The following is a 25,110-nucleotide window of genomic DNA, read 5'->3' as shown; positions in this document are numbered from 1 at the left end:
CATGGTGATGGTCGACAAGCCGCCGGCGGGCGAGAAGAAGCCGCAACGCCTTGGCGTCCGCGAGATCGCCAAGCGTGTCGGCGTCGCGCCGATGACGGTGTCGCGCGCGCTGTCCAATCCCGACATGGTGTCGCCGGAGACGCGCATCAGAGTGCTCGAAGCGATCGAGCAGGCCGGCTTCGTGCCCAACCGGCTGGCCTCAAGCATGCGCGGCAATGGCCGCATGATCGGCACGGTGGTGCCGCCGCTGATCAATTCGGGCATCGCCGAACAGGTGCAAGGCATGTCCGACGAATGCCATGAGAGCGGCTATTCGATGCTTCTGGTGCAGGGTGAATTCACGCAGGAGGCGGAGGAAAAATCGATCCGCAATCTGCTCGGCTGGCGACCGGTCGGCATGATCCTGCAGAGCTTCGTGCAAAGCGAGGCGGCACGGGCGCTTCTGAAGAGCAGCGGCGCACCGGTGGTCGAAATATCCGAGATCAAGGGCCGCAAGCCGATAGACATGGTGGTCGGCGTCTCCAACTTCGAGACCGCCTATGCCATGACCATGCATCTGGCGGCCAAGGGCTACAAGCGCATCGGCTTCGTCTCGACGCCGATCCATGGCAATGACCGTTTGCAGCAGCGCCGCACCGGCTATCACGCCGCACTCACCGAACTGGGTTTCAAGAACCATGGCGACATGGAGGTCGAAGTGCCGATCACCGCTCAGGGCGGTGCCGAGGCGCTGGTGACGCTGACCTCCAGGCACAAGGATATCGATGCCATCTTCTTTTCCAGCGACACGCTGGCCGTCGGCGCCGTCCAGGAATGCCACCGCCGCCGCTGGGCGGTGCCGGGCAGGATCGCGATCGCCGGCTATGGCGACATGGATCTGGCCGCGCAGCTTTATCCGCCGCTGACCACGGTGAAGGTCAACCGCTACGAGATGGGCCGCCGCGCGGTGCGGCAATTGCTGGCGAGGCTCGGCGGCGACACCAAGGTGCCGACCATCACCAGCCTCGGCTTCGAGATCGTCGACCGCGAGAGTGCTTGAGGTTCTATCCTTGGCGACCGAGGCCCCAGCTTCGTCATACTAGGGCGGAGCAGCCGCACAGCGGCGTCGTGGAGACCCTAGGATCCATGCCGCGACCTTCCTGACGGGTGCAGCGGAGCAGAATTCTGGACCGCTGTGACGCTCGGGAGTCCCGGCATGGATTCTAGGGTCTGCGCCGCGTCGCTTCGCTCCTTGCTCCGCCCTAGAATGACGAATGGACGGAGGGCTTTGCCAACCTAACGGCCACGCTTGCCCGCCTCTTCACGCCGCCCGAGGCGCTTTTCCCAGCCTTCCGCATGGACGTTGAGATAGGCGTTGGGATCGTAGGGGTGATCCTTGATCGCCTCGATGTTGAGATCGATGCCGAGCCCCGGCGCGTCCGGCAGCGACAGATGGCCATTGTCCGGTTTGACGGTCGGATGCCAGGTCACGAGGTCGCGCGTCCACGGGTCGTTGAAGGCGTCGAAATGCTCCTGGATGAGGAAGTTCGGCACCGCCGCCGCCAGCTGCAGGCACACCGCCGTCGCCACCGGTCCGCCGCTCTGGTGCGGCGCGATGTGGCTACCATGCGCGAGCGCCAGATTGGCCACCTGCATGGACGGCGCGATGCCGCCGAGCGACATCGGTTCGGGCTGGAAGATGTTGACGCCGCCGCCGGCGGCCAGCGTGTAGAACTGCCCGACCGTGTCGTACATCTCGCCGGTCGCAACCGGGATCGGCGAGCGATGCGCCACTTCGTGCACGGTCTCCTGCCGGTCGCGCGAGGTCGGCTCCTCCCACCAGTAGATGTCGAGGTCAGCGAACTTCTGTGCCGCCTGCAGCGCCGCGATCTCGGTGAAGCGGGCATGCACGTCGATCAGTATCAGCGTGTCCTTCGGTAGCTTGTCACGCAAGGTTCGGCAGATCGCGTAGGAGAGATCCAGTTCCTCACGCGAGATAAAGCCCTGCGCGGTGCCGAACGGGTCGAGCTTGAACGCTTTGAAGCCCTTGGCCAGAACCGCCTTGGCGGCTTCCAGAAAGGCCTCCGGCGTGCGCTCGGTGCGGTACCAGCCATTGGCGTAGCCGAGCACGCTGTCGCGCACCTGGCCGCCGAGCAACTGGTGGATCGGCACGCCGAGGCTCTTGCCCAGAATGTCCCAGCAGGCGACCTCGACCGCCGCGATCACCGTGCGGTGGATATGGCCGCCGTCTAGCGAGACGCTGTCCAGCATGCGCTTGGCCAGCGCGTTGATGCGGCGCGGATCCTGGCCGATGGCGAGGTGCTTGAGTTCGTGCACACCGGCTTCGGTGGTCTTGATGAAGCCGTTCAACGTGCCTTCGCCGATGCCATGGATGCCCTTGTCCGTGTGCACCTTGACGAAGAGCCAGTTCTTCCAGCCGGCGCCGACGGCAAAGGTCTCGATGTCGGTGATCTTCATGCGGCAGTCCTAGTTCAACACGGCAATTGTTGTGACGATGGCCTCGGTCGTCAGCCCGTATTTCGCCTGCAAGGTCGGCACCGCGCCGCATTCGATATAGCGGTCGGGCAGGCCGATGCGCGTCACTTTCTTCGCAATGCCGGCATCGAACAAGGTCTCGACGACAAGGCTCGCCAGCCCGCCGACCACGACATGGTTTTCCGCCGTGACGATATGGTTGAAACCAGCGGCAAATTCGGCCACCGCCCCGGCGTCGAACGGCTTGATCGTCGGCACGTGCAGCACGCCGGCCGTGATGCCTTGTTTACCCAACGCATCCGCCGCATCCAGCGCCCGCTCGGTCATGAAGCCGGTCGAGATGATGCCGACATCGGAACCTTGGCGAAGGCGGCGCGCCTTGCCGATCTCGAAGATGTAGCCGGGCTCGAACACTACCGGCACGCTGCCACGCAACAGCCGCATGTAAACCGGACCCCTATGCTCCGCGATCGCCTCGGTCGCTGCTTCGATCTCGGTCGCGTCGCAGGGGTCGATGATGGTCAGGCCGGGGATCATACGCATCAAGGCCAGGTCCTCGATCGCCTGATGCGTGCCGCCATAGCCGGTGGTCAGTCCCGGCAGGCCGGCGACGATCTTGACGTCGAGGTTGGAGTGGGCGAGCGCGATGGCGACGAAATCATAGGCGCGCCGCGTCGCGAAGACGCCATAGGTGGTGGCGAACGGCACCTTGCCGGTGCGCGCCAGTCCTGCAGCCACCGCGACCAGGTTCTGCTCGGCCATGCCGACATTGAAGAAGCGATCCGGGAAGGCGTCGCGAAACGGCAAGATATCCGTGTATTTGCCGAGATCGGCGGTCAGTCCGACAATGTCTGGACGGCTCTGGCCAAGCCGCGCCAACGCCTTGCCGAACGGTGCCTCGACACTCTGCCGGCCACCGCCGACCGCTTCATCCTGGCCCATGGCCAGCGTACGTCCGGCCTCCGTCGCCGCGCCGCTCATTGGGCCGCCCCCACGGTCTTTTCGAACTCGGCGATGATGCCGTCCCATTGCGCCACGTCGATGCGGAACAAGTGCGATTTCTCGGAGGTTTCGATGCGCGGCACGCCCTTGCCCGGAAGCGTGCGCAGCACGATCGCCTTCGGCTTGCCGTTGCGGTTCCTCGCATCCGCCAGCGCACCGACTATCATCCTCATGTCGTTGCCGTCGATCTCCGATGTCTGCCAGCCGAAGGCGCGCCATTTGTCGGCCACCGGCTCCATGTCGAGCACCACCGGGCCGTCGGCCTGGATGCCGTTGCAGTCGACCAGCGCCACCAGCCCGTCGAGCCTGAAATGGCTGGCCGACATCGCCGCTTCCCAGGTCGAGCCTTCTTGCATCTCGCCATCGGACAGTTCGACGAAGACGCGTGCGTCGGAACGGTCCACGCGCAGGCCCAGCGCCTGGCCTACGCCCTGCCCCAGGCCGTGGCCGAGCGAGCCGCCGATCACTTCGACACCGGGCGTGGTGTCGAGCGTCGACATTTCCAGCCGGCTGTTGTCGGCGCCATAGGTGGTCAATTCGTCGACCGGAATGATGCCGGCCTCGGCCAGTGCTGCCCACAGCGCGATGGAATAATGCCCGGTCGAGAGCAGGAAGCGATCGCGGTCGGGCCACGCCAGATTGTGCGGATCGTAGCGCAGTTCGTGGAAATACAGCGCGGCCAGCACATCGGCGATGCCGAGGCCTTGTCCGATATAGCCCTGGCCCTGGCCGCGCGCCATGGCCAGCATGTGGCGGCGCAGCCGTGTCGCCTTGCGTTCGAGCGCGCCGATATCGGCGCTGCCGGGAGGGGAGTTTCGCAGCATGGGATCAGTCCTTGTCGAGCCCGCCCGACATGTTGAGCCGCTCGGCGGTCATGTATCGGGGCGAATCGAGGCAGAGCCAGACGACGGCTTCAGCGACCTCGGAGATTTCGGCGCGGCGGCCGAGCGGGATGCGGCGGGTGCGCTCGTCGAGGAAGGCCTGCAGATCGTTGCGGCCATTGGCGCGGGCGAGATCGACCTCGGTCGAGCGCTGCATCTCGGTGTCCATCATGCCCGGCGCCAGGCTGTTGACCAGCACGCCATAGGGGGCCAGCGCTACGGCCGCGGCCCGGGTGATGGAATCGACGCCGGCCTTGCTCGCCGTGTAGGCCGTGTAATCGGGCAGCGCCATGCGCGAGCCTGGCGAGGTGATGTTGATGATGCGCCCCGAGCGCTGCTCGCGCATCACCCGCCCCGCCGCCTTGCAGGCCATGGCAAGTGCCGTGACGTTGAGCGCCAGCGTGCGCGTCCAGGCCTTGAAGGTGGCATCGAGGAATGGCTCGATCACGCCATAGCCGGCATTGTTGACGAGGATGTCGATGCCGCCCCAGCGCGCGACCACCTTTTCGACCGCGGCCTCCGGTGCGCCTTCCCTGGTGAAATCGCTGACGATGCTTTCGCTTTCAGAGCCTGTGTCGCCGATCCGCCTGATGGTCTCGGCCAGTCCCTCGCCATTGATGTCGGTGACCGCGACGACACAGTTTCGCCGGGCCAACTGGATCGCCACCTCCCGGCCCAGGCCGCCCGCGGCACCGGTGACCAGTGCTCTCCGCCGCGTCGTGTCTTGATCTTTGGCAGGCAAGCGAACGCCCTCCCGGTGGCCATCTTGACGGAATTGATACCGGTACCATAAATGGCTGTCAACGGCGATGTGCTATTGTCCCGTCAACCGCATGGTCCGCTGCAATGGGAGGAAAACATGAAAGTCGTCGCGCTCGAAACGCTGCAGCTGGCCGAGTTTCCATTCCTGTTCTGGCTGCGCGTCCACACCGATGCCGGTCTCATCGGCACCGGAGAAACCTTCTGGGCGCCGGGACCGGTCGCGTCCTACATCCACGACAATGTCGCCGCCTATCTGCTGGGCAAGGACCCGCGCGACATCGAGTTGCATGACCGCACGCTTGGCAGCGTCTATGTCGGCGCGCGGGATTCCGGGGCCGAGGTGCGCGGCAATTCCGCCGTCAACATAGCGCTCTGGGACATTTATGGCCAGGCGCTCGGCGAACCGGTCTGGCGGCTGCTTGGCGGCCGCACCCACAGAAGCGTGCCCATCTACAACACTTGCGCCGGCTACAAACATGTCCGCGCCACGAAGAAGAACGCCCTGTTCGAGCGCGGCGAGGACTGGTCGCTCAAATCAGGCGATTCGAACGAGGGCCCGTACGAGGACCTGCTCGCCTGGCGCTACAATGCCGGCGATCTCGCCAGGAGCCTGAAATCCGAAGGCATTGGCGCGATGAAGATATGGCCGTTCGACATCGCGGCGGAGGCATCGAACGGCACCCGCATTTCGCTTGCCGATCTCGACAAGGCGCTGGAGCCGTTCCAGAAGATCCGCGACGCTGTCGGCCGCGACATGGAAATCATGGTCGAGCTGCACGGGCTGTGGACCCTGCCGCCCGTGCTGCGCATCGCGGAGGCGCTGAAAGCGTATGATGTCGCCTGGCTGGAGGAACCGATCCGCTACAACGAACTCGACGCCATGGCCGAGCTTGCCCGCCACACCTCAATTCCCATTGCCGCCAGCGAGCGGCTCGCCTCGCGGCAGGTGTTCAAGCAGCTGATCGACAAGCGCGCGGCCAGCGTGATCATGATCGACCTCGCCTGGTGCGGCGGCCTCTCCGAAGCGCGCAAGATCGCCAACATGGCCGAAGCCAGTGAACTGCCCGTCACCTTGCACGATTGCACCGGGCCGATCGTCTATGCCGCCAGCTGCGCGCTGTCGGCCACCTTGCCGAACGTCAACTACCAGGAGGCGGTGCGCGCCTATTTCACCGGCTGGTACACCGAAATCGTCGCCGACATTCCGCCGGTCAAGGACGGCCATGTCGCGCCGCTCGATGGGCCTGGGCTCGGTCTCAGCCTGCGCCCGGAGCTGTTCCAGCGTCCGGACGCCACGGTGCGCATGACGAGAATCTAGCGCTCCGCACGACTCTGCCTGGAGCCAGTAGACATTATGCTATTATAATCTATGATGCGCAGAAGCGGGCGGCAAACAAGCCCGCTGCCGGCGCTCTGCCGCCCGGCGTCAGATGGATTCAGGGAGGCTTTGGTGGCAATGTCTGCGGCGCGCGCACGCGAGGAGTCGAGAGGTGCGCCAAACCTCCCCGACCGGAAGATCCTGCTCGATCTGTTCGAACGCATGGTGCTGTTGCGCCGTTTCGAAAGCATCGCCCAGATCGCTTGCCGCAAGGGCGAAACACCTGGCTTCCTGCATCTCTACATCGGCGAGGAGGCGACCGGCGTCGGCGTCTGCGCCCATCTCAGGCCAACCGACTGGGTCACATCGACCCATCGCGGCCATGGTCATGCCCTGGCCAAGGGCGCCGATCCCGGCCGCGTCATGGCCGAACTGTTCGGCAAAGCCGACGGCATTTGCGGTGGCCGCGGCGGCACAATGCATCTCTACGACCGTTCGGTCGGCCTGTTCGGCACCAACGGCATCGTCGCCGCCGGCATCGGCCATGCCGTCGGCATCGGCATGAGCGCCCGCCAGCAGGGCCGCGACGATATCGGCGTCGCCTTCTTCGGCGACGGCGCCGCCAACCATGGCGGTTTCCACGAGGCGCTCAATTTTGCTGCCGTGCAGCGGGCGCCGGCTGTCTTCATCTGCGAGAACAATCTCTACGCCACGGCGACGCCGCTCAACTCGATCACGCTCAATCCCGAGATCGCCACCAAGGCCGCTTCCTATGGCATGCCCGGTGTGGCTGTCGACGGCAATGATGTCTTCGCCGTCTGGCTGGCGATGAAGGAGGCCACCGAGCGCGCCCGTTCCGGCAAGGGCCCGACGCTGATCGAGGCCAAGACCTACCGCACGGTCGGTCATCACGAAGGCGATCCGGTCATCGGCACTTATCGCACGCAGGAGGAACTCGACGCCTGGATCAAGCGCGATCCGATCGACATGTTCCGCAAGAAACTGGTTGAGGACTACGGCATCGCCGATGCCGAGGCGCTCGCGGCCATCGAAGCGCGGATCGAGAAGGTGGTCGAAGAGGCGCTGAACTTCGCCCGCAATTCGCCCGAGCCCGATCCGGCGACGGTGCGCCTGCATGTCTTTGCCGATCCGATCAACCCGCCCGCCGCCTTGGCCTGGCGCGCCGTCGGCGAGACCCGCACGCAAGGCTGGCTGGAAGCGGTGCGCGACGGCATCGCCGAGGAAATGCGCGCCGATCCGGCGATCCTCTATTTCGGCGAAGGCACCGGCGAGCGTGGCGGCAGTTTTGCCCACACCAAAAACCTCTGGCAGGAATTCGGCGCCGATCGCATGGTCGACACGCCGATCTCCGAACAGGGTTTCACCGCCGCCGCCGTCGGCGCCTCGGCCACCGGCGCGCGTACCGTGTCGGACCTGATGTTCGCCGACTTCGCTTTCGAGACCGCCGGCCAGATTTTCCTGCAGGCGGCGAAGCTGCGCTACATGACCAGCGGCGTGATGAGCGCGCCGATGGTGGTGCGCGTCGGCGCGGGCGCGCTACGCAGTTCCGGCCCGCATCACAGCGGCATCTACCATCCGGTCTTCGCCCATATGCCGGGCCTCATCGTCTGCGTGCCCTCGACACCGGCCGACGCCAAGGGTCTGATGAAGACGGCGCTCAGGGCCGGCGACCCGGTCATCATGCTGGAGCCCAAGGCGCTGTTCGCCTCAAAGGGCGAGGTGCCGGTCGGCGAGCACTTTGTCCCGTTCGGCGTCGCGCGCATCGCCCGGGCCGGCACCGACATCACCATCGTTGCCGCCGGCCAGATGGTGCAGCGCGCGCTCGAGGCGGCGGAAGCGCTGGCCGCCGAAGGCATAGAGGCCGAAGTGATCGACCCGCGCACCATCATGCCGCTCGATATCGACGCGATCGTCGCCAGCGTCAGGAAGACCCATCGCCTGCTCATCGTCGACGAAGCCTGGGCCATGTGCGGCCTTGGCGGCGAGATCGCCCAGGCGATCAACGAATTGGCCTTCGACGAACTCGACGCCCCGCCGGGACGGCTGCACACCGCGCCGACCTCGCACCCCTTCGCCCCGGTGCTGGAGCGCGCCATGCTGGTCGACAGCGCCCGCATCGTCCAGGGCGCACGTGATGTCATCGCAGGCAATCCGCCGGTGCCCGATCATTGGTACACTGTCGGCTTGAAGAGCACTGCGCCGGCCAGATCCGCGCCTGCCCCGGTCAAGGCCGCATCGCCCGCGCTACCGACCCCGACGCCCGCTGCCCCCGGCGGCGATGAACCGATAACGATGCCGTTCGGCGACCTCACCGTCAGCGAGGGCACGGTCATCAAATGGCTGAAGGCGGTTGGCGAAACGGTCAAGGAGGGCGAACTGATCGCCGAGATCGAGACGGACAAGGCCGTGGTCGAGATCGAGGCGCCGATTAGCGGAACGCTTGCCGCGATCGATCAGCCGGTCGGCGCCGTGGTGCCGATGGGCGGCCGCATCGGTGGCATCAAGAAATAAACCTCTACCCAGACATGAAATCCGAAGGGCAAGCATGAAGATCCTGTGCGCCAACTGGCAAGCCGCCGACGAAGCCGAACTCGAGCGCGAGCATTATCCCGACATCGAGTTCATCCTCGCCCGCTCGACCAACGACAAGGCGGCCACGCTGGATCCGGCCGTCTGCCAGACGGTCGACGCGGTCATCAACTATTCGCCGATCCACAATGTCGCCGCCGCGCCATCGGCCTTTCCCAGGGCGCGCATCGCGGTGCGATCCGGCGTCGGCTTCGACAACATCGACACGGTGGGTTGGGGCGCGCGCAAGATTCCGGCCTGCAATGTGCCGGACTATGGCACGACCGAAGTCGCCGACCACGCCATTGGCCTGATGCTGGCGCTGACGCGCGGTACCTCTGCCTATGGCGCCGAGCTTGCCGGCAATGGCGCCGAAGGCTGGCATTTCTCCAAGGCGCCGCTGGTGCGCCGGCACAAGGCTGCCACCTTCGGCATCGCCGGTCTCGGCCGCATCGGGCTCGCCACCGCGCGCCGCGCCGCGGCCTTCGACATGAAGGTTGTGTTCTACGATCCGCATCTTCTGTCCGGCGTGGACCTCTCGACCGGTTACGAGCGGGTCCATTCGCTGGCCGAACTGATGGCGCGCGCGGATGTGGTGAGCGTCCACGCGCCGCTGAGCGAGGAAACCCGCAAGCTGCTCGGCGCGGCCGCCTTCGCCGCCGCCAAGCCCGGTCTTGTCCTGGTCAACACGGCGCGCGGCCCGATCGTCGATCTCGACGCGCTGGAAGCCGCCATGCGCAAGGGCGCCGTCGCCGGCGCGGGACTGGACGTCTTGCCGAACGAACCCGGCGATCTCGACCATCCGCTGCTGGCGGCCTGGCGTCGCCGCGAAGCGTGGATCGCCAATCGCCTCGTCGTCACTCCGCATGCCGCCTTCTACAGTCCGGCATCGATGCGCGACCTTCGGCTGAAATCGATCGAGGTGGTGCACGCCTATCTCGGCGAGGGACGGCTGACCAACTGCGTGAATTCAGAGTATCTGAAATGAACATCGCGGTGGCGCAATCCGGACGTCTGGCTGTTTCGCCCTATGCCCGCCGGCTGGCGCGCGAGCGAAGCCTGTCGCTGGAAACGCTCCGCGGCAGCGGCCCGGGCGGGCGCATCCTGGCCGCCGACGTTTTGCGCTTTGTTTCGGCTGACGCACAGGCCGCTTCGCCCGAGGTCGCCGCGCCCGTGGCAGCGCCTCCAATCGCCGCGCTCCGCATCGCCGCTTTCGCAACCTCCATTGCACTCGGCGCCCTGCAAGACCTGCTGGCGGCACTTGGGAATTCGGGACGGGCATTCGATGTCGACGACGTGCTGCTGCGCGCCGCCGGTCGAGCATTTCTTGAAATACCGGACGCCCGCGGTGTCGGCGATACGGCCGTGGCGCTGGAGTTGGCTGGCCGGCAGGCGGTATTCCCCGTGGCCCCCGAGATGCCGCTGTCATCGCTGCGCGCGACGCGGCTCGCCGCCTTGGCCGGCAGCCGTGACGACGCGGACAAAGCGGCGGCTCTGTCCTTGCGGTTGCTCCCGGCGAGCGACGTCCGGCCGGTGATGATACCGCTCCTGGCCGGCCGCGCCATGCGCCTCACCGTCTCGCTCAGCACGGCGGCGAGCGATCATGCCGAATGCCTGCTGACGGTGGATGCGGCAAGCGTTGATGAGGCCACTGCATCCACGTGGCTCGCGACCTTGAAATCGGCGATCGAACAGCCGCTTCGGCTCTTCGTCTGAGACGGTTGATCGTCAACAGCCTTGCCTAGCCTCCGGGTGAGGAAGCTATTATAAAAGCTTCGACATTAGAGCAATTCCAGGAAAAGTGCGAAGCGGTTTTCCGTCCGGAATTGCGTCAAACAAGAGATAGAGCGGTTCGCCGTTTCCGTGAAACGGTGAAACGCTCTAGGCGCGACGAGGCTCATGGATCATTCCGCTCCCACCATCGACAGTCTTCCCAGGCGGACACTCGGCCGCGCCAATGGGCCGCTTTACCGCCAGCTTGCCGACATATTGCGCGAACCGATCGGCAACGGCACCTTCCCGGTCGGTGGCGAACTGCCGAAGGAAGCGACCATTGCCGAGCATTTCGGCGTCAGCCTGATCACGGTTCGCCAGGCGCTGCGCGATCTCGAGGCCGACGGACTGATCCGGAAACGCTCAGCCAAGCCAGCCGTGGTCGCGGCCCGCAATCCGTCGGTCAATCTGAGCTGGAAGTTCAAGAACTTTGCCGACATGGCGGCCTTCACCAAGGATGCTCAACTGACGGTGAAATCCTATCGCAAGGAGGTTTCCCCCGTGCTCCAGCGCCATTTCGGCATGGGCAAGGACGAGGCGGGCTACTGCCTGCGCAGCGTGCTGTCGATCGGCGAACAGCGCAAGGCGCAGATCACCACCTATTTCCCGCCCGACATCGGCGCGCGCCTGAAGCGGGAAGACTTTTCCGACGTGCTGATCTTCCGTTCGGTGCAGAAACATCTCGGCCTGCGGCTCGACGTGGCGCATGTCACGGTGCGCGCCGAGATCGCCGACGAGGTGGTTGCCGCCGACCTCGGCATCACGCTCGGCAGCCCGGTGCTGACGGTGGAGATGCTCTACCAGTCGGCGGACCAGCGCAGCATCGAATTCTCCGTTGCCCGCCATCCCGCCGACATTTTCAGCATCACCTACGACGCGCCCAACGACCTGTCCTGAAGCGCGCCGGAGGCCGTATTTTCTGCCGAGGTCGCATAGACAGGCTCATAAAATTATAATAGCATGATAGCTAGGCTGAAGTGCCGGCCACGGGAGAAGTCGCAAGGGAGGAAATCTGGCGAATTCGGCTCGCGGACGCAGCCTCGGGGAAGTCCGGTCAAATTGACATTCGCAATTGGTACCGGTATCAATTTTTCATCTTCATCCGATCAAGATGGCGCAGTCCATCACCGGCTGGACAGGAAACACTGGGAGGAAGACCATGAAATTGAGGAGCTTGAGCGCCTGCTTCGTGGCGCTGGCCGGGTTCGCAGTCTCGATGGGCGCTATGCCCGGCCATACCGCAACCCAAAAGCCTTACGTCATCTATCTCTCGAACAATTTCGTTGGCAATGACTGGCGCCAGCAGATGGAGCGCGTCGCCAATGTCGCCGTCGACAAGGGGCCGTTGAAGGGCCGCGTCGACCTCAAGATCGAAAACGCCGAGAACACCGTTCAGGCGCAGATCAATTCGCTGAACAACATTATCCGCCAGAAACCAGCCGCCATCCTCATCGATGCGTCCTCGGCCGAGGCGCTCAATCCGACCATCAAGAAGGCCTGCGACGCCGGCATCATCGTCGTCAGCTTCGACCAGACCGTTTCGGCCGAATGCGCTTACAAGCTGCATTCCGATTTCGATATCATGGCCAACAACCAGGCCGAATGGATGGCCTCCATCCTCGGCGGCAAGGGCAAGGTTCTCATGGATCGCGGCCTCGCCGGCGCGCCGATCTCGGAACAGTTCGAGAAGAATTTTGGTGCGGTGCTGAAGAAGTATCCCGGCATCGAGATCGTCGGCTATTTCAACGGCAATTATGCCGCGGGGCCCGAACAGGAGGGCGTCGCCAGCCTGCTCGCCGCCCATCCGGAAGTCGACGGCATCTTCTCGCAGGGCTACGGCACCGGTGCGATCAAGGCGCTGCAGAATGCCGACCGGCCGATGGTGCCGATCGTCGCCGCCGCCTTCAACGGTACCGGCGTGACGTGCGCGCAGACCAAGGGCGCCAAATGCTGGCTGGGTGCCAATCCGCCCTCGCTGTCGGCCGAGGCGATCAAGCTCGCGGTCGACATTCTCGACACCGGCAAGAAGCCGGCCGACACCACCGTACTGTTCAACTCACCCGGCCTGACCACGGATATGGTCGATGCCAAATACGCCCCGAATTCCTCGGCGGTGAAGATCGAGCTAGGCAAGACCGTATTTCCGGATCTGGCGCCGGGACTTTCCCTGCCGGTGTCGCCGAGCTGGGTCGAGATCACGCCCAAGGAGGCTTCGGGAACCTGATTTGGTGGATGCAAGGCGCCACTTCAGGCGTCGCGATTTCGCAACGAAAAATGGGAGGAGAAAATCATGAAATCACCAAGCCGTAACATCGGCCTTGCAGCGCTTGCCGTCACCATGATGGCTGCGGGCACACAGGCCGGCCACGCCGAGGACAAGAAGCCCTACACCATCTATCTCTCGAACAATTTCGTCGGCAATGATTGGCGCCAGCAGATGGAGCGTGTCGCCACCGTGTCGGTCAACAAGGGGCCGCTCAAGGGTCGCGTCGACCTCAAGATCGAGAATGTCGAGAACACCGTTCAGGCGCAGATCAATTCGCTGAACAACATCATCCGCCAGAAGCCGGATGCTATCCTCGTAGACGCAGGTTCGGACTCGGCCTTGAACCCGACCATCAAGAAGGCCTGCGACGCCGGCATCGTCGTCATCTCCTTCGACCAGGTGGTCACCGAGCCCTGCGCGCTCGCGGTCGCTTCCGACTGGGACCGCATCCCTTCGGTCATGGCCGAGTGGATGGCAACGCAGCTTGGCGGCAAGGGCAACATCATCCTCGACCGCGGTCTCGCCGGTGCGCCTATCTCGGCGCAGCTGCAGCAGGGCTATGAGAAGGTTCTGGCCAAATATCCCGATATCAAGGTCGTCGGCTATTACAACGGCAATTATGCGCTTGGGCCGGAACAGTCCGGTGTCGCGGCCCTGCTTGCCGCCAATCCGAAGATCGACGGCATCATGACGCAAGGCTATGGCTCCGGCGCCATCCAGGCGTTGAAGGATGCGGGGCGGCCGATCGTCCCGGTCGTCGGCTTCTCCTACAATGTCGCCGCCGTCACCTGCGCGCAGACGCAAGGCGCCAAGTGCATCCTCGGCTCCAACCCGGCCTATCTATCGTCGGAAGCGATCAAACTGGCGGTCGATATTCTCGACACCGGCAAGAAGCCGGCCGAGCGCTCCGTCTCGGTCAAGGGCGACTTCGTCACCACCGATCCCTTCGAGTCCAAGCTCTATCCGGGCACCAAGATGATCAAGATCGCGATTGGCGAAAATGCGTTCCCCGACCAGGCGCCCGGCCTGACGTTGCCGATCACGCCCGACTGGGTCGAGATCACCGCTGCGGAAGCTGCCGGCACCAAGTAACATCCCGTGACCACGACCCTGTCTCCCGGCATCGCAAGATGTCGGGAGAGCTTTTCGAAGGCGCATTCATGGACCTCGTCACCGTCAACGGCCTGTCCAAACGCTATGGCGGCATCGTCGCGCTGAGCGAGGCGACATTCAGCGCCCGCGCGGGCGAGGTGCACGCGCTGCTCGGCGAGAATGGCGCGGGCAAAAGCACCTTCATCCAGATCCTGTCGGGCGCCGTACGGCACGATGGCGGCTCGATCCTGGTCGATGGCCAGGATTATCGTCCCGCCGATCCGGATGCCGCGCAGGCGCTTGGCATTGCCGCCGTCTTCCAGGAATTGTCGCTGATCCCCGATCTCAGCGTGGAACAGAACATCTGGTTCCGCCACGAGCCAAGGACGCTGCTCCGCACGGTCAACCGCGCGGAGATGCGCCGCAAGACGCTGGCACTGCTGGAAAAATACAACTTCCCGGCGCTCCGCCCCGACCAGGAATTGCGGCGGCTGACGCTGGCCGAACGGCAGATCGTCGAGATCGCCAAGGGCCTGGCCAAGGCCCCGCGCATCCTGATCCTCGACGAGGCGACCTCGGCCTTGCCGGCTCGTGAAGCCGAATGGCTGCTGAAGCTCACCCGGCAACTGGCCGCCGAAGGCCGGCTGGTCATCTTCATTTCGCATCGCATGGCCGAGGTGCGCGCCATCGCCGACCGGCTGACCATCTTCCGCAATGGCAGCACCGTGGCCGCGCATGAGGCCAATGCCGTCTCCGACAACGAGATCGTCACCCAGATGATCGGCCGGCATCTCGACCGGCTCTATCCCGAGCGCATTGCCACCGCCACCGACCGTATTGCGCTGAAGGTCGGGAATTTCTCCAGTGGCGGGCGGCTTTCCGGAGTCGATTTCGCATTGCGTGAGGGCGAAGTCCTCGGCGTGGGTGGCTTGCAGGGCCACGGGCAACGCGAGCTGTTCCAGGCACTGTTCGGAGCCTCAAGAGCGAGCGGCACGGTCGAGCTTTGGGGCAAGCCCGCCTCGATTGGCAATCCACGCCAGGCGCTGACCGGCAAGGACGGCATCGCGCTGGTGCCGGAGGACCGGCGCGGGCAGGGCCTGCTCCTGACCAAGAGCGTTCGCGAAAATCTGACACTGTCTGTGATCAGGCGCTTTACCGAGAACGGCTTGCTCAGCCGGCAAAAGGAAGCCGCCCTGGTCAAGGAAATGGTCGATTTCCTGCGCATCAAGGCTGGCACGCCGGAGCAGCTTGCCGGCACCTTGTCCGGCGGCAACCAGCAGAAGGTGATCTTCGGCAAGATGCTGCTCACGCAGGCGCGCGTGCTGTTGCTTTACGATCCGACGCGCGGCGTCGATGTCGGCACCAAGGGCGAGATCTTCCAGCTGATGCGCGACCTCGCGGCCAAGGGCTACGCGATCCTGTTCCATTCCAGCGACATGCCGGAACTCGTCCATGTCGCCGACCGCGTGCTAGTCATGCGCAACGGTCGCATCGCCGCGACGCTGGAGGGGGACCAGATCTCGGAAGAGCAGATTTTGCGCGCCGCCATGCTTGAAACCAGGGCGGCCTGAGGCATGGTGATGTCCGCGGAGCACCCTATGGAGATGGCGCAAAGGCCAGCTGAGATCAAACCTGCCAGGCCCGGCATCGACTGGCGCGGCCGGTTGCTCGACCGCGCGCCGTTCCTGGTCGCCTGCCTGATGCTGGCCTTGATTGTCGGCATTTACGGCAGCCTGCAGTCGGGTGTCTTTTCGCTAGATGAGCTCAACCTCGACACGGCGGCGGCAATGACGCTGATGCTCGCGGCCACCGGCCAGACCATCGTGCTGGTGCGTGGTGGCATCGATCTGTCGATCGGCGGCATGATCAGCCTCGGCACGGTGATCGCGGCAACGCGCTTCACCGACGATCCGTCGACCACGGCACTTTGGGCGCTGATCATCCTGGCGCTCGGCTTCGTCATCGGCGCGCTCAACGGCCTGCTGATCTCGCTGCTCAGGCTGCAGCCCTTCCTGGTGACACTCGCCACCTGGTCGATCCTCAACGGCGTCGCCATGATCGTACTGCCGACCGATGGCGGCAGCATTCCCTCGTGGTGGGTCGGCTTCGCGTCCGCACAGCTCATCGGCCTGACAAGCCCTGTCTGGATGCTATTGGCGCTGCTCGTGTTCTGGTGGTGGTTTCGCGCGACGCGCGTCGGCATCGCCATCCAGGCGACCGGATCCAACGAGAAATCGGCCTTCTTGTCAGGCGTCTCGATCACAAGGGTCAACCTCGTCACCTATGGCCTGTCGGGCCTGTTCGCGGCCGGCGCGGCGCTGTTCCTGGTGACGCAGACCGGTGCCGGCTCGCCGACCATCGGCAAGGACTACATCCTGCCGTCGGTGGCGGCGGCGGTCATCGGCGGCGTCAGCCTGTTCGGCGGCCGGGGGCATCTCGCCGGCACGCTGATCGGCGCCTTCGTGCTGACCCTGATCGGCAATCTGGTCTTCGTCCTGCATGTGTCGAGCTACTGGCAACCGGTCGCGTCGGGCGTCATCCTGCTGCTCTCGGTGCTCGCCAGTTCCGTCGCCGAAAAAGCCGCGAGGAGCCGCGTCCAATGAGCGCTTTCCTTGCCCGTAACCGCCTGATCGTGCTCGCTTATGCCGGCATGGTCGTGCTGCTCCTGGTCACGGCGCTGTTTTCGCCGGGCTTCCTGTCGATCTCCAACATGCGCTCGACTGTCGTGCTTGCCGCCTTCGTCGGCATCGTCGCGCTCGGCCAGACCTTCGTCATCATCGGCGGCGGCATCGACCTGTCGGTACCCTGGGTGCTCAACTCGGCCGCCATCATCATGGCGCTGCTATGCGGCGGCCAGGACCTGCCGCTGGTCTGGGTGATGCCGCTGCTGCTTGGCGGCGGCGCGTTCATCGGCTTGATAAACGGCCTCGGCGTCGCCCAGTTCGGCGTGCCGCCGATCATCATGACGCTGGCCACCAACGTCATCCTGCAAGGCCTGATCCTGGTGCTGACCGGCGGTTCGCCAACACCCTCGGCGCCAGCCCTGATCCAGTTCCTCTCGGTCGGCCGCATCGGCGGCTTTCCGGTCATTGCATTGATCTGGCTGGCATTGACGCTGGTTGCGACGCTGCTGCTCTCCAAGGCGGCGTTCGGCCGCCATCTCTATGCCTTGGGCACCAGCGCCACGGTCGCGGAATTCTCCGGCGTGCCGACGGCGCGCACCACCATCCTCACCTATGTCATCTCAGGCCTCACCGCCGCCTTCGCCGGCATGCTTTTGACCGGTTATTCCGGCCAGGCCTATCTCGGCATGGGTGACGCCTATCTGTTCACGTCCATAGCCGCGGTCGCCATCGGCGGCGCCTCGATCCTCGGTGGCAGCGGTCACTATCTCGGCACCGTCGCCGGCGCCATGGTGCTCACCATCCTCACCGGGCTGCTGCCGGCGCTGAACCTGTCGAGCGGCGCGCTGCTCATCGTATACGGCGCGGTGATCCTGCTCACCGTGTCGATCGGCAGCGAAACCTTCTCCGGTCTCGGCGGCCGGCTGCGCAGAAAAGAGGGCTGACCATGGTCGAAATTTCTTGTGTCGTCGACGCCAGGGCCGAGCTCGGCGAAGGGACGCTCTGGGACCCCCAGGCGGGCGTGCTGTGGTGGATCGACATCTGGAAGAAGCTGATCCATCGCTACGATCCATCGACCGGCAAGGACGAGACCTTCGAGACTCCGGAATATCTCGGCTGCCTCGGCCTGCGCGAGAAGGGCGGCCTAGTGCTGACCATGACCGACGGTTTTCATTTCTTCGACCCGGTGGCCGGCACGTTCGAAGCGATCGTCGATCCGGAATCCCATATGCCGAAGACCCGCTTCAATGACGGCAAGCCGGACCGCCAGGGCCGCTTCTGGTCGGGCTCGATGTTCGAGGTGCCGGGCCAGCCGATCGAATTCATCGGCGCGCTCTACAGGCTCGATCCAGACCTCTCCGTGCACAAGATGATCGACGGCATCGGCTGCTCCAACGGGCTTGCCTGGAGCCCGGATTCGAAGACCATGTATTTCTCCGACAGCCATGCCGGCGCGGTGTGGGCCTATGATTTCGATCCCGCCACCGGCGACATCGAGAACCGCCGCACCTTCATCGACATGACGGTGACCGGTGGCGTCGCCGACGGCGCCACGGTCGACGCCGAAGGCTGCTACTGGGTGACCATTCCGGTGACCAGCAAGATCTGCCGCTACGACCCCGACGGCCGGCTGATGCAGACGGTGCTGCTGCCGACCGACCTGCCGACCTGCTGCGAGTTCGGCGGCAAGGACCTCGACATCCTCTATGTCACCTCAGCCGTGCTGAAACGCCCCGACAGCCACTTCATAGGCCAGAAGAACCCGGGCGGATTGTTCGCGCTCGATGTCGGCGTCAAGGGCCTGACACTGCCGGCCTTCAAGGGCTGACGTCCACATTCAAGCTGCCGACATCACCAGCGGTGTCTCGGCCTTCCTTGTCATTCCGGTAGCGAAACGACGCTCGAGATAGCTCGCATAGAGCGATAGCGGCCAGCACAGCGCGAAGTAGATGATCGACACCGTGCCGAACACCAATACCGGCTGGAAAGTCACGGTGTTGACCTGCGTGGCGGCGCGGGCGAGCTCGGTCAGCCCGATCAGCGAGGCGATCGACGTCGTCTTGACGATCTGCACCATGAAGCCGACCGTCGGCGGCAACATCAGCCGTATTGCCTGGGGAATGATCACCAGCCGCAATGTCCTGACAAAGCGGAAGCCGAGCGCCGTCGCCGCTTCCCATTGCCCCTTGGGGATGGCCTCGATGGCGCCGCGAAAGATCTCGCCGAAGAAGGCGCCGCCATTGAGCGAGAACGTCACCGCCGCGGCTGCCCACGGGTCCGGCCTGTAGCCGAGGAACGAAGACCCGTAATAGGCCATGAACAGCTGGATCAGGATCGGCGTGCCCATGAAGAACTGGATGTAGCCGGCAGCCAGCCAGCGCAGCGGCCGCGCCGGCGCCACCCGGATCGCGGCGACCACGAGGCCGATCAGGCCGCCGCCGGCAAAGGCGATCAGCGCCAGAAGGATCGTCCAGCGCGTCGCGAGCAGAAGGAACATCAGTTCATTGGGGCCGAAGTCACGCAGGCTCATGATTCAGACCTTCCAGCGGAACATGAGCTTGCCGATGCCGGCGAAGAGCAGGCTGGCGGCCTGCACCAGCACGAAATAGATGATGGCGATGATGATGTAGACCTCGAAGCTGCGAAAAGTCTGCATGACCAGATTGTTGGCGACCGCCGTCAGCTCTTCCGCCGCGATCGCACCGACAATCGACGTCCCCATGATCTGCAGGATGAACTGCGCCGACAACGACGGGTAGACCGCGCGCGCCGCCGGCACCAGCACGACATGGCGGATGATGCGGTAGCGGCTGAGGCCGAGCGACTTGGCCGCCTCGATCTGCCCCTCGGGGATGGCCTCGATGCCGGCGCGCAATATTTCGGTCGCATAGGCGCCGAGATGGATCGACAGCGCCACGACGGCGGCCGTGTTGCTCGACAGCTTGAAGCCGAACAGCGGCAGCGAGAAGAAGACGAAATAGAGTTGGATCAGAAGCGGCGTGTTGCGGATCAGCTCGACATAGGCAGCGATGAGCCACGACACAAAGCGCGGCCCGAAGCTGCGGCCGACGGCACCGAGCACGCCGATGGCGGTGCCGAACAGGATCGACAGCGCCGCCAGCTGGATGGTTTTTTCCAGGCCGCGCAGCAGCAGGTCGAGATGGACAAGGATCGGGCCGAATTGCAGGGCGGTTTGCATGAGCATCCCGTCACGAGGTCAAGGAAGCGGGGCCGACTTGGCCCCGCCCGACTGCGGATGTGTAAATCAGAAAACCGGCAAGATCGGCAGCGGCTGGTTGCGGTATTTCATGGATAGCGCGTCGAGCGTGCCGTCCGTCTTCATGGTGAACAGCCAGGTGTTGATCCACTGCCGCAGATTGTCGTTGCCCTTGGCGACCCCGATGCCGAAATAGAAGGTCTTCAGCACGTATTTCTGCTCGAAGGCGTCACCATTCTGCGCCTTCTTCAGATAGATTTCGCCATAGTCGCCACCGCCCATGGCATCGATCTGGCCCGACACCATCGCTTGCAGCAGCGAGGAATAGTCGTCGAAGCGCAGGATCTCGATGCCGGGATTGGCTTCGGCGGCCTTGGTCAGCAATCCGTCCTCGCCGGTGCCGCGCGTCAGGCCGACCTTTTTGCCGACCAGATCGGCGACACCCTTGATGCTGGTGCTTTTCGGGGCGATCACCACCGCCGACTGGCCGGCATAGGGGATCGAATAGTCGATCTGTATGGCGCGCGCCGGGGTGATCGAGAAGATCGAGATCACCGCGTCGACCTGCTTGGTCAGCAAGGCCGGGATGCGGCCGGGTGAGGTGACGGTGACGAATTCAACCGGCACGCCGAGCGCCTCGCCCATCTTGTTGGCGACCTCGACGTCGAAGCCGGTTGGCTTCAGATTGGCGTCGAGAAAGCCGTAGGGCGGTGTCGTGGTGTCGATGGCGACGACCAGTTTGCCGCGCGCGATAATATCCTCGACCGACTGCGCCGAAGCGATCGACGGCAACAGCGCCGCAATCGCCAGCACGATGCCGGCCAGCAAGGCACCGGCCCCTCTCAGGAAAGTCCGCATGTTTTCCTCCCATGCATTTTTCTGGCGCCTTGCGTAGATATCGTTCGAGCGGGGCGCACTCGCCGCCCAAGGATTTGAAACAGATCGATCTCGCCCGCCGACATCCCTTGCAAACCGGGGACGCAGCGTTCCTCTGCGAGTTATAATGGTATGCTATTATAATGTTATTGGTCTGTCCATGAGCGTTCAGGCGACCTTTTCCATCGCCTCAATGCCCGTGCCTGCGGAGACGAGCCTCTCGCGGCGCGCCTGTTGGGCACGGCTGCCGATCATCTTGATCACGTGAGCGGCTGATGCCTGCAAGGCATCGAGCCGCATGGTCGCCGCCGTTATCGACCGGTCTGGCGTGCCGCGCGGCGAACGCTTTGCAACAGGATGGCGAGACAGCCGACCAGCAGCAGCGCGCCGCCGATGAGCGGCGGCAATGCCAGCAGCTTCACCGCCGCCACGACGGCGGCCACCAGCACCAGCGCCAGCAGCGCCAGATTGCCGTCATCGACGAACATGCCGAAGAATTCCCTGGCGACAAGACGAATGGCATTCATCGGGCGAGCCCTCCAGCGGCCGCGGGATAGGTGCTGCGCAGCCAGCGCACCATGGCAAAGGACGCCAGCGCGACGATGGCGAAGATGGCGAGCAGGGCGAGATCGGCGCCCGGCCAGTCGGCACCGATGCCCTCGCCGGTCCAGAAGATGCCGAAGCTGGTCAGCATCAGCCCGACCACGAATTTCAGCGCATTCTCCGGCACACGCGCCAGCGGCCTGTGGACCGCCAGGCCGACAAGCATCACCAGGACGAAGGCCGCCAGCGCGCCCAGGCTGGCGTAAAGCGTTTGCCCGTGAGCCGCGCCGACGGCAATGACGATGAACACCACCTCGACACCCTCGAGCAGCACCGCCTTGAACGAGGCCAGTCCGGCGAGGTAGTCGGCACGGCGGTCGTTGGCCTGCTGGTGCAGGACGGCGGTCTCCTTGGAGAAGGCCGCCGCCTCGTCATGCAGGGCGATGACGCCGACGCTGCGCAGGATGGCCTTTCGCAGCCAGCGCATGCCGAACAGGATGAGCAGGACGCCGACGACGAACTGCAGTGTGGTGATGGGCACCAGCGCCAGCAGCGGTCCGAACGTCAGCACCAGGGCCGCCAGCACAGCCAGCGCCAGGGCGGCACCGGTCAATGCCGGGCGCCAGCTGCGCGTCACGCCGACCGCAAGCACGATGGTGAAGGCTTCGACGACCTCGACGAAGGAGGCGAGAAATGCCGCCGTGACTGTCGAGAGTATGGGTGTCAGCGTCTGCATCAAGGCTTCCTGCGTTGTCTTGCTCGACCATGATCTTTTTGGCCGGTCATTTCTAGCTTCGGGATCGTATCCAGATCACTTATGCGGTCAGCACCACACAGCGCTCCGGTGGCAGTGAAAAGATGAGCGAAGCGCCAATCGGCGGCGCTTCGGGCCAGTCGAGCCGCACGCGCTGCGGGCCGAGGTCAACCGCCAGCCGCCAGCATCGGCCCTGGAAGGCGCTCGACAGAACCTTGCCCTGCAGCCGGCTGTCGGGATAGGCGTCGGCCGGCCGCGCGTCTTCGGGGCGGATGACCAGCATTCCGGCGCCGGAGCGGGCGCCAGGCGTACGCACGGCTTCGGCATCGGTCTCGGCGATCTTGAAGCGTTCGTCGCGGACCTGACCGTGAACGACCGAAAAGCCGCCGATGAAGCTGGCCACGAAGGAGTCGGCGGGTGCTTCGTAGATCGCGCGCGGCGTGTCGAACTGGACGATCTCGCCTGCCCGCATGATGGCGATGCGGTCGGAGACCGCCATCGCCTCCGCCTGGTCATGCGTCACATAGACGACGGTGATGGCCTCGCGGCGCACCAGCTCCATCATTTCGATGCGCATGTCCTCCCTGAGGGCCGCGTCGAGGTTGCTCAGCGGCTCGTCGAACAGCATCAGCGCGGGACGCGCGGCGAGGCAGCGCGCGATGGCGACGCGCTGCTGCTGGCCGCCAGAGAGTTCTGTGGGATAGCGATCGCGGTAGGGGGCAAGGCGGGTGACGTCGAGCGCGTGGGCGAGCCGCTGGGCGATGTCGCGATCCGAAAGCCGTTGTGCCTTGAGCCCGAAGGCCAGATTGTTGGCGACCGTCATGTGCGGCCACAGCGCATAGTCCTGGAAGACCATGCCGATCCGCCGCCTTTCGGCCGGGATGACCGAGGTCTCGCTCCACACCACACGCCCGTCCAATGTGATCAGCCCTCTTTCGGGCTCGACCAGTCCGGCAATGATACGCAGGAGCGTTGTCTTGCCCGACCCGCTGGCGCCGAGAAGCGACACCACCTCGCCGGCATCGATCCTGAGGTCGAGGTCGGTCAGGATGGGACGTCCGCCGAGCGACTTGCAGATGCCGGCACAATGCAGGGAAGCAGTCATGACAGGGTTTCCGCGCTGGCGATGTGATTGCTGCCCGCATCGGCAGCCCCTGCGCCGCGACGCGGTTTGACGAATCGCCGAAGCGGGTACCAGACCAGCGCCGCGCCGATGCCGGCGGCCGCCATGGCGACCAACGCGATGGCCGATGCCAGCCCATCACGGTCATGGCTGAACAGTTTCAGGATCAGCGTCGGCGCCGGCGGCCCGCTCTGGGGAATGAGCATCTGCGAGATCGGCAGTTCGAAGACGGTGCGGATGAACGTCAGCAGGAAGGCCGTTACCACGCTGAGCAGGACCAGCGGCAAGGTGATCGAAAGCAGTCTTCGGATTGTCCCGACGCCATGCAGGCGCGCCGCGTCCGTCAGGCTCGGCGCCAGCTGGCCGATCGCCGAAAGGATCACCACCAGGCAATAGGGAAGGGCGGCGGCGACATAGCCCATGACCAGCAGCGACCCATCGCCATAATGGGGGAATGGCCAGTCGCGGAATCCCGGCAGGCGATTCCAGACCAGGATATAGCCGAAGCCAAGCACGATGCCCGGTATCGCCACCGCGCCCAGGGACAGGCCGATGACGGCTGTGCGGAGCACAGGGCTCGCGCGGTCGAGTTGTGCCGACAAAAGCAAGGCGAGCGCGCTGGCGATGACCGCCGTCAGTCCGGCATAGAAGAGGCTGCGCAACAGCCCGTCATTGGCCGCGGTGTCCGGACTGAGTGCTGCCGCCACATTGACCGTGGTGAAGTTGCTCCAGATCAGCCCATGGCCAAGCGTCTGCGTCAGCGCGCGCGCCGCGATCGCAGCAAGCGGCAAGGCGAGCGCCAGGAAGGCAATGGCAAGGGCCGCCGCGATGGCGGGCCATCGCCATGGGCCGAGAGTGTAGAGCCGGGCCGGCCTGGCGCGGCCGGAAATCAGGCGCGGGTCGGCGCGGCGGCGCAGCAGCCGGTCTCCCACAACGACCAGCAGGACAAGGCTGAGCAGCACGAGAGCCTGGGCGCCGGCGGCGGGAAAGTCGACGGGATAATCGCTGGCAGCGGCGTAGATGCCGTAGGTCAGGACACCGAAATCGGACATTCTGGCGATGGTCGAGGCGAGGCCGAAATCGGACAGCACCTCGGCGAAGGTGGCGATGAAGCTCAGGGCGATGGCCGGCGCCAGCAAGGGGCCGTTGATGCGCAGCCAGATCCGCAGCGGTGCGGCGCCGGAGAGCCGGGCTGCATCCTCCAACTCGCTGCCCAGTCCGGCAAGCGCGCTGCCGATGATGAAGGCCGCCAGCGGGAACAGGCTGAGCGTGTGGACGAACACCAGCCCGGTCAGCCCGAAAAACGAAGCGCCCAGCCAGGACGGCAGCAAACCGAATTGCGCCAGATAGCCGCCAGGCGACATCAGCAGCACCCAGGCGAGCGCCTTGAGATAGGATGGCGTCAGGAAAACCAGCCACGGCACCGCCGAAATCGCGGCACGCAACGGGATGTCGCAGCGCTGGACAAGGACGGCGAAGGCTCCGCCCAGGACCGTCGTGGTGCAAGCGACCAGCATGCCGAGTTCGAGCGAGTGCAGGACCGACCTGGCGAGATAAGGCGAATTGAACACGCGGGACAAGGGCTCGAGGCTCAAGCTGTTGTCGGGATTCTGCGCGGCGAACAGGTCCGGCATGACCGCCTGGACCAGCACCAGGGCAAGCGGCAATCCGATCAGCAGGGCAAACACGGCGTAGACGGCAAATGACCCGCCGCCGCGAACAAGCACCGTCAGCCCGCCTCGCGGCAGGCTGCTGGTGCCGGCGCGACGGGCTGATACCGCGGCGCCTGTATGCTGGATCATTGTCATTGCCAGA

The 25,110-nt window shown here is 64.9% G+C and carries 24 protein-coding genes; 12 read left to right on the top strand and 12 right to left on the bottom strand.

Annotated elements, in window-relative coordinates:
• Positions 1-7: 7 nt before the first annotated feature.
• The gene (locus tag AC07UC_RS02745; protein ID WP_244735278.1) at positions 8-1,039 is read left to right on the top strand and encodes a LacI family DNA-binding transcriptional regulator; all 1,032 of its coding nucleotides are present in this window, start codon (positions 8-10) and stop codon (positions 1,037-1,039) included.
• A 236-nt stretch (positions 1,040-1,275) separates the two neighbouring features.
• Here AC07UC_RS02745 and AC07UC_RS02740 read toward each other — a convergent pair whose 3' ends face one another.
• From AC07UC_RS02740 to AC07UC_RS02725, 4 genes are read right to left on the bottom strand one after another with little or no spacing between them, the layout of a single operon-like run.
• Positions 1,276-2,457 (bottom strand): mandelate racemase/muconate lactonizing enzyme family protein, encoded by a 1,182-nt coding sequence (locus AC07UC_RS02740; RefSeq protein ID WP_494903882.1) that lies wholly within the window; start codon positions 2,455-2,457, stop codon positions 1,276-1,278.
• Positions 2,458-2,466: 9 nt separating this feature from the next.
• On the bottom strand, positions 2,467-3,456 hold the full coding sequence (locus AC07UC_RS02735; protein ID WP_494903880.1) for a transketolase family protein: 990 nt from the start codon (positions 3,454-3,456) through the stop codon (positions 2,467-2,469).
• A complete protein-coding gene (locus AC07UC_RS02730; protein ID WP_494903878.1) occupies positions 3,453-4,301 on the bottom strand; it encodes a transketolase in 849 nt (282 codons plus the stop codon). The genes AC07UC_RS02735 and AC07UC_RS02730 overlap by 4 nt, the downstream gene beginning before the upstream one ends.
• Before the next feature lie 4 nt (positions 4,302-4,305).
• The gene (locus tag AC07UC_RS02725) at positions 4,306-5,100 is read right to left on the bottom strand and encodes an SDR family NAD(P)-dependent oxidoreductase (RefSeq protein WP_202324988.1); all 795 of its coding nucleotides are present in this window, start codon (positions 5,098-5,100) and stop codon (positions 4,306-4,308) included.
• A 117-nt stretch (positions 5,101-5,217) separates the two neighbouring features.
• On the opposite strand from AC07UC_RS02725, the gene AC07UC_RS02720 reads away from it, so the two are divergent.
• The 11 genes from AC07UC_RS02720 to AC07UC_RS02670 all read left to right on the top strand — a co-directional run bounded on the left by AC07UC_RS02720 (position 5,218) and on the right by AC07UC_RS02670 (position 18,610).
• A complete protein-coding gene (locus tag AC07UC_RS02720) occupies positions 5,218-6,438 on the top strand; it encodes a mandelate racemase/muconate lactonizing enzyme family protein (RefSeq protein WP_494903876.1) in 1,221 nt (406 codons plus the stop codon).
• Positions 6,439-6,576: 138 nt separating this feature from the next.
• Positions 6,577-8,970, top strand: a complete 2,394-nt coding sequence (locus tag AC07UC_RS02715; protein WP_494903874.1) for a thiamine pyrophosphate-dependent enzyme — start codon at positions 6,577-6,579, stop codon at positions 8,968-8,970.
• A 34-nt stretch (positions 8,971-9,004) separates the two neighbouring features.
• The gene (locus tag AC07UC_RS02710; RefSeq protein WP_494903872.1) at positions 9,005-10,015 is read left to right on the top strand and encodes a C-terminal binding protein; all 1,011 of its coding nucleotides are present in this window, start codon (positions 9,005-9,007) and stop codon (positions 10,013-10,015) included.
• Positions 10,012-10,743 carry an E3 binding domain-containing protein gene (locus AC07UC_RS02705; protein WP_494903870.1) on the top strand — a complete coding sequence of 244 codons (732 nt, stop codon included), beginning with the start codon at positions 10,012-10,014 and terminating at the stop codon, positions 10,741-10,743. The genes AC07UC_RS02710 and AC07UC_RS02705 overlap by 4 nt, the downstream gene beginning before the upstream one ends.
• A gap of 183 nt (positions 10,744-10,926) precedes the next feature.
• A complete protein-coding gene (locus tag AC07UC_RS02700) occupies positions 10,927-11,697 on the top strand; it encodes a GntR family transcriptional regulator (RefSeq protein ID WP_056568764.1) in 771 nt (256 codons plus the stop codon).
• A 262-nt stretch (positions 11,698-11,959) separates the two neighbouring features.
• Positions 11,960-13,024, top strand: a complete 1,065-nt coding sequence (locus AC07UC_RS02695) for a substrate-binding domain-containing protein (RefSeq protein ID WP_244735276.1) — start codon at positions 11,960-11,962, stop codon at positions 13,022-13,024.
• Positions 13,025-13,090: 66 nt separating this feature from the next.
• Positions 13,091-14,158, top strand: a complete 1,068-nt coding sequence (locus AC07UC_RS02690) for a substrate-binding domain-containing protein (protein WP_140770469.1) — start codon at positions 13,091-13,093, stop codon at positions 14,156-14,158.
• A 68-nt stretch (positions 14,159-14,226) separates the two neighbouring features.
• The gene (locus tag AC07UC_RS02685) at positions 14,227-15,729 is read left to right on the top strand and encodes a sugar ABC transporter ATP-binding protein (protein ID WP_494903867.1); all 1,503 of its coding nucleotides are present in this window, start codon (positions 14,227-14,229) and stop codon (positions 15,727-15,729) included.
• 33 nt (positions 15,730-15,762) lie between these two features.
• The gene (locus AC07UC_RS02680) at positions 15,763-16,761 is read left to right on the top strand and encodes an ABC transporter permease (RefSeq protein ID WP_494903865.1); all 999 of its coding nucleotides are present in this window, start codon (positions 15,763-15,765) and stop codon (positions 16,759-16,761) included.
• Positions 16,758-17,726: an ABC transporter permease gene (locus tag AC07UC_RS02675; RefSeq protein WP_494903863.1), complete on the top strand. Its 969-nt coding sequence runs from the start codon at positions 16,758-16,760 to the stop codon at positions 17,724-17,726. The genes AC07UC_RS02680 and AC07UC_RS02675 overlap by 4 nt, the downstream gene beginning before the upstream one ends.
• A 2-nt stretch (positions 17,727-17,728) precedes the next feature.
• Positions 17,729-18,610 carry an SMP-30/gluconolactonase/LRE family protein gene (locus AC07UC_RS02670; protein ID WP_494903861.1) on the top strand — a complete coding sequence of 294 codons (882 nt, stop codon included), beginning with the start codon at positions 17,729-17,731 and terminating at the stop codon, positions 18,608-18,610.
• Positions 18,611-18,619: 9 nt separating this feature from the next.
• Here AC07UC_RS02670 and AC07UC_RS02665 read toward each other — a convergent pair whose 3' ends face one another.
• The 8 genes from AC07UC_RS02665 to AC07UC_RS02630 all read right to left on the bottom strand — a co-directional run bounded on the left by AC07UC_RS02665 (position 18,620) and on the right by AC07UC_RS02630 (position 25,097).
• The gene (locus tag AC07UC_RS02665) at positions 18,620-19,312 is read right to left on the bottom strand and encodes an amino acid ABC transporter permease (RefSeq protein ID WP_494903859.1); all 693 of its coding nucleotides are present in this window, start codon (positions 19,310-19,312) and stop codon (positions 18,620-18,622) included.
• A gap of 3 nt (positions 19,313-19,315) precedes the next feature.
• Positions 19,316-19,981, bottom strand: a complete 666-nt coding sequence (locus AC07UC_RS02660; protein WP_202324980.1) for an amino acid ABC transporter permease — start codon at positions 19,979-19,981, stop codon at positions 19,316-19,318.
• 66 nt (positions 19,982-20,047) lie between these two features.
• Positions 20,048-20,857, bottom strand: a complete 810-nt coding sequence (locus AC07UC_RS02655; RefSeq protein WP_494903857.1) for a transporter substrate-binding domain-containing protein — start codon at positions 20,855-20,857, stop codon at positions 20,048-20,050.
• Between the two features lie 186 nt (positions 20,858-21,043).
• Entirely contained in the window at positions 21,044-21,175 is a 132-nt protein-coding gene (locus AC07UC_RS02650) for a hypothetical protein (protein WP_494903855.1), read from the bottom strand.
• 11 nt (positions 21,176-21,186) lie between these two features.
• Positions 21,187-21,402: a hypothetical protein gene (locus tag AC07UC_RS02645; protein WP_202324979.1), complete on the bottom strand. Its 216-nt coding sequence runs from the start codon at positions 21,400-21,402 to the stop codon at positions 21,187-21,189.
• Positions 21,399-22,154, bottom strand: a complete 756-nt coding sequence (locus tag AC07UC_RS02640; protein WP_140770446.1) for a COG4280 domain-containing protein — start codon at positions 22,152-22,154, stop codon at positions 21,399-21,401. The genes AC07UC_RS02645 and AC07UC_RS02640 overlap by 4 nt, the downstream gene beginning before the upstream one ends.
• A 79-nt stretch (positions 22,155-22,233) precedes the next feature.
• On the bottom strand, positions 22,234-23,277 hold the full coding sequence (locus tag AC07UC_RS02635; RefSeq protein ID WP_140770443.1) for an ABC transporter ATP-binding protein: 1,044 nt from the start codon (positions 23,275-23,277) through the stop codon (positions 22,234-22,236).
• Positions 23,274-25,097: an ABC transporter permease gene (locus tag AC07UC_RS02630; RefSeq protein ID WP_494903852.1), complete on the bottom strand. Its 1,824-nt coding sequence runs from the start codon at positions 25,095-25,097 to the stop codon at positions 23,274-23,276. Before AC07UC_RS02630 ends, AC07UC_RS02635 begins: the two co-directional genes overlap by 4 nt.
• Positions 25,098-25,110 lie beyond the last annotated feature (13 nt).

This window comes from Mesorhizobium sp. GW821-FHT04C10 (assembly GCF_059420305.1).
Note: the sequence above shows the minus strand (reverse complement) of the source record. Positions and strands in the feature narration are given on the sequence as shown.

Coding starts and splice junctions, on each gene's coding strand:
- AC07UC_RS02660 (WP_202324980.1), bottom strand. CDS start 19,981: ATGCAAACCGCCCTGCAATTCGGCCCGATCCTTGTCCATCTCGACCTG.
- AC07UC_RS02695 (WP_244735276.1), top strand. CDS start 11,960: ATGAAATTGAGGAGCTTGAGCGCCTGCTTCGTGGCGCTGGCCGGGTTC.
- AC07UC_RS02675 (WP_494903863.1), top strand. CDS start 16,758: ATGAGCGCTTTCCTTGCCCGTAACCGCCTGATCGTGCTCGCTTATGCC.
- AC07UC_RS02710 (WP_494903872.1), top strand. CDS start 9,005: ATGAAGATCCTGTGCGCCAACTGGCAAGCCGCCGACGAAGCCGAACTC.
- AC07UC_RS02670 (WP_494903861.1), top strand. CDS start 17,729: ATGGTCGAAATTTCTTGTGTCGTCGACGCCAGGGCCGAGCTCGGCGAA.
- AC07UC_RS02740 (WP_494903882.1), bottom strand. CDS start 2,457: ATGAAGATCACCGACATCGAGACCTTTGCCGTCGGCGCCGGCTGGAAG.
- AC07UC_RS02665 (WP_494903859.1), bottom strand. CDS start 19,312: ATGAGCCTGCGTGACTTCGGCCCCAATGAACTGATGTTCCTTCTGCTC.
- AC07UC_RS02680 (WP_494903865.1), top strand. CDS start 15,763: ATGGCGCAAAGGCCAGCTGAGATCAAACCTGCCAGGCCCGGCATCGAC.
- AC07UC_RS02735 (WP_494903880.1), bottom strand. CDS start 3,456: ATGAGCGGCGCGGCGACGGAGGCCGGACGTACGCTGGCCATGGGCCAG.
- AC07UC_RS02655 (WP_494903857.1), bottom strand. CDS start 20,857: ATGCGGACTTTCCTGAGAGGGGCCGGTGCCTTGCTGGCCGGCATCGTG.
- AC07UC_RS02730 (WP_494903878.1), bottom strand. CDS start 4,301: ATGCTGCGAAACTCCCCTCCCGGCAGCGCCGATATCGGCGCGCTCGAA.
- AC07UC_RS02690 (WP_140770469.1), top strand. CDS start 13,091: ATGAAATCACCAAGCCGTAACATCGGCCTTGCAGCGCTTGCCGTCACC.
- AC07UC_RS02650 (WP_494903855.1), bottom strand. CDS start 21,175: ATGCGGCTCGATGCCTTGCAGGCATCAGCCGCTCACGTGATCAAGATG.
- AC07UC_RS02640 (WP_140770446.1), bottom strand. CDS start 22,154: ATGCAGACGCTGACACCCATACTCTCGACAGTCACGGCGGCATTTCTC.
- AC07UC_RS02685 (WP_494903867.1), top strand. CDS start 14,227: ATGGACCTCGTCACCGTCAACGGCCTGTCCAAACGCTATGGCGGCATC.
- AC07UC_RS02705 (WP_494903870.1), top strand. CDS start 10,012: ATGAACATCGCGGTGGCGCAATCCGGACGTCTGGCTGTTTCGCCCTAT.
- AC07UC_RS02700 (WP_056568764.1), top strand. CDS start 10,927: ATGGATCATTCCGCTCCCACCATCGACAGTCTTCCCAGGCGGACACTC.
- AC07UC_RS02715 (WP_494903874.1), top strand. CDS start 6,577: ATGTCTGCGGCGCGCGCACGCGAGGAGTCGAGAGGTGCGCCAAACCTC.
- AC07UC_RS02745 (WP_244735278.1), top strand. CDS start 8: ATGGTCGACAAGCCGCCGGCGGGCGAGAAGAAGCCGCAACGCCTTGGC.
- AC07UC_RS02720 (WP_494903876.1), top strand. CDS start 5,218: ATGAAAGTCGTCGCGCTCGAAACGCTGCAGCTGGCCGAGTTTCCATTC.
- AC07UC_RS02645 (WP_202324979.1), bottom strand. CDS start 21,402: ATGAATGCCATTCGTCTTGTCGCCAGGGAATTCTTCGGCATGTTCGTC.
- AC07UC_RS02635 (WP_140770443.1), bottom strand. CDS start 23,277: ATGACTGCTTCCCTGCATTGTGCCGGCATCTGCAAGTCGCTCGGCGGA.
- AC07UC_RS02630 (WP_494903852.1), bottom strand. CDS start 25,097: ATGATCCAGCATACAGGCGCCGCGGTATCAGCCCGTCGCGCCGGCACC.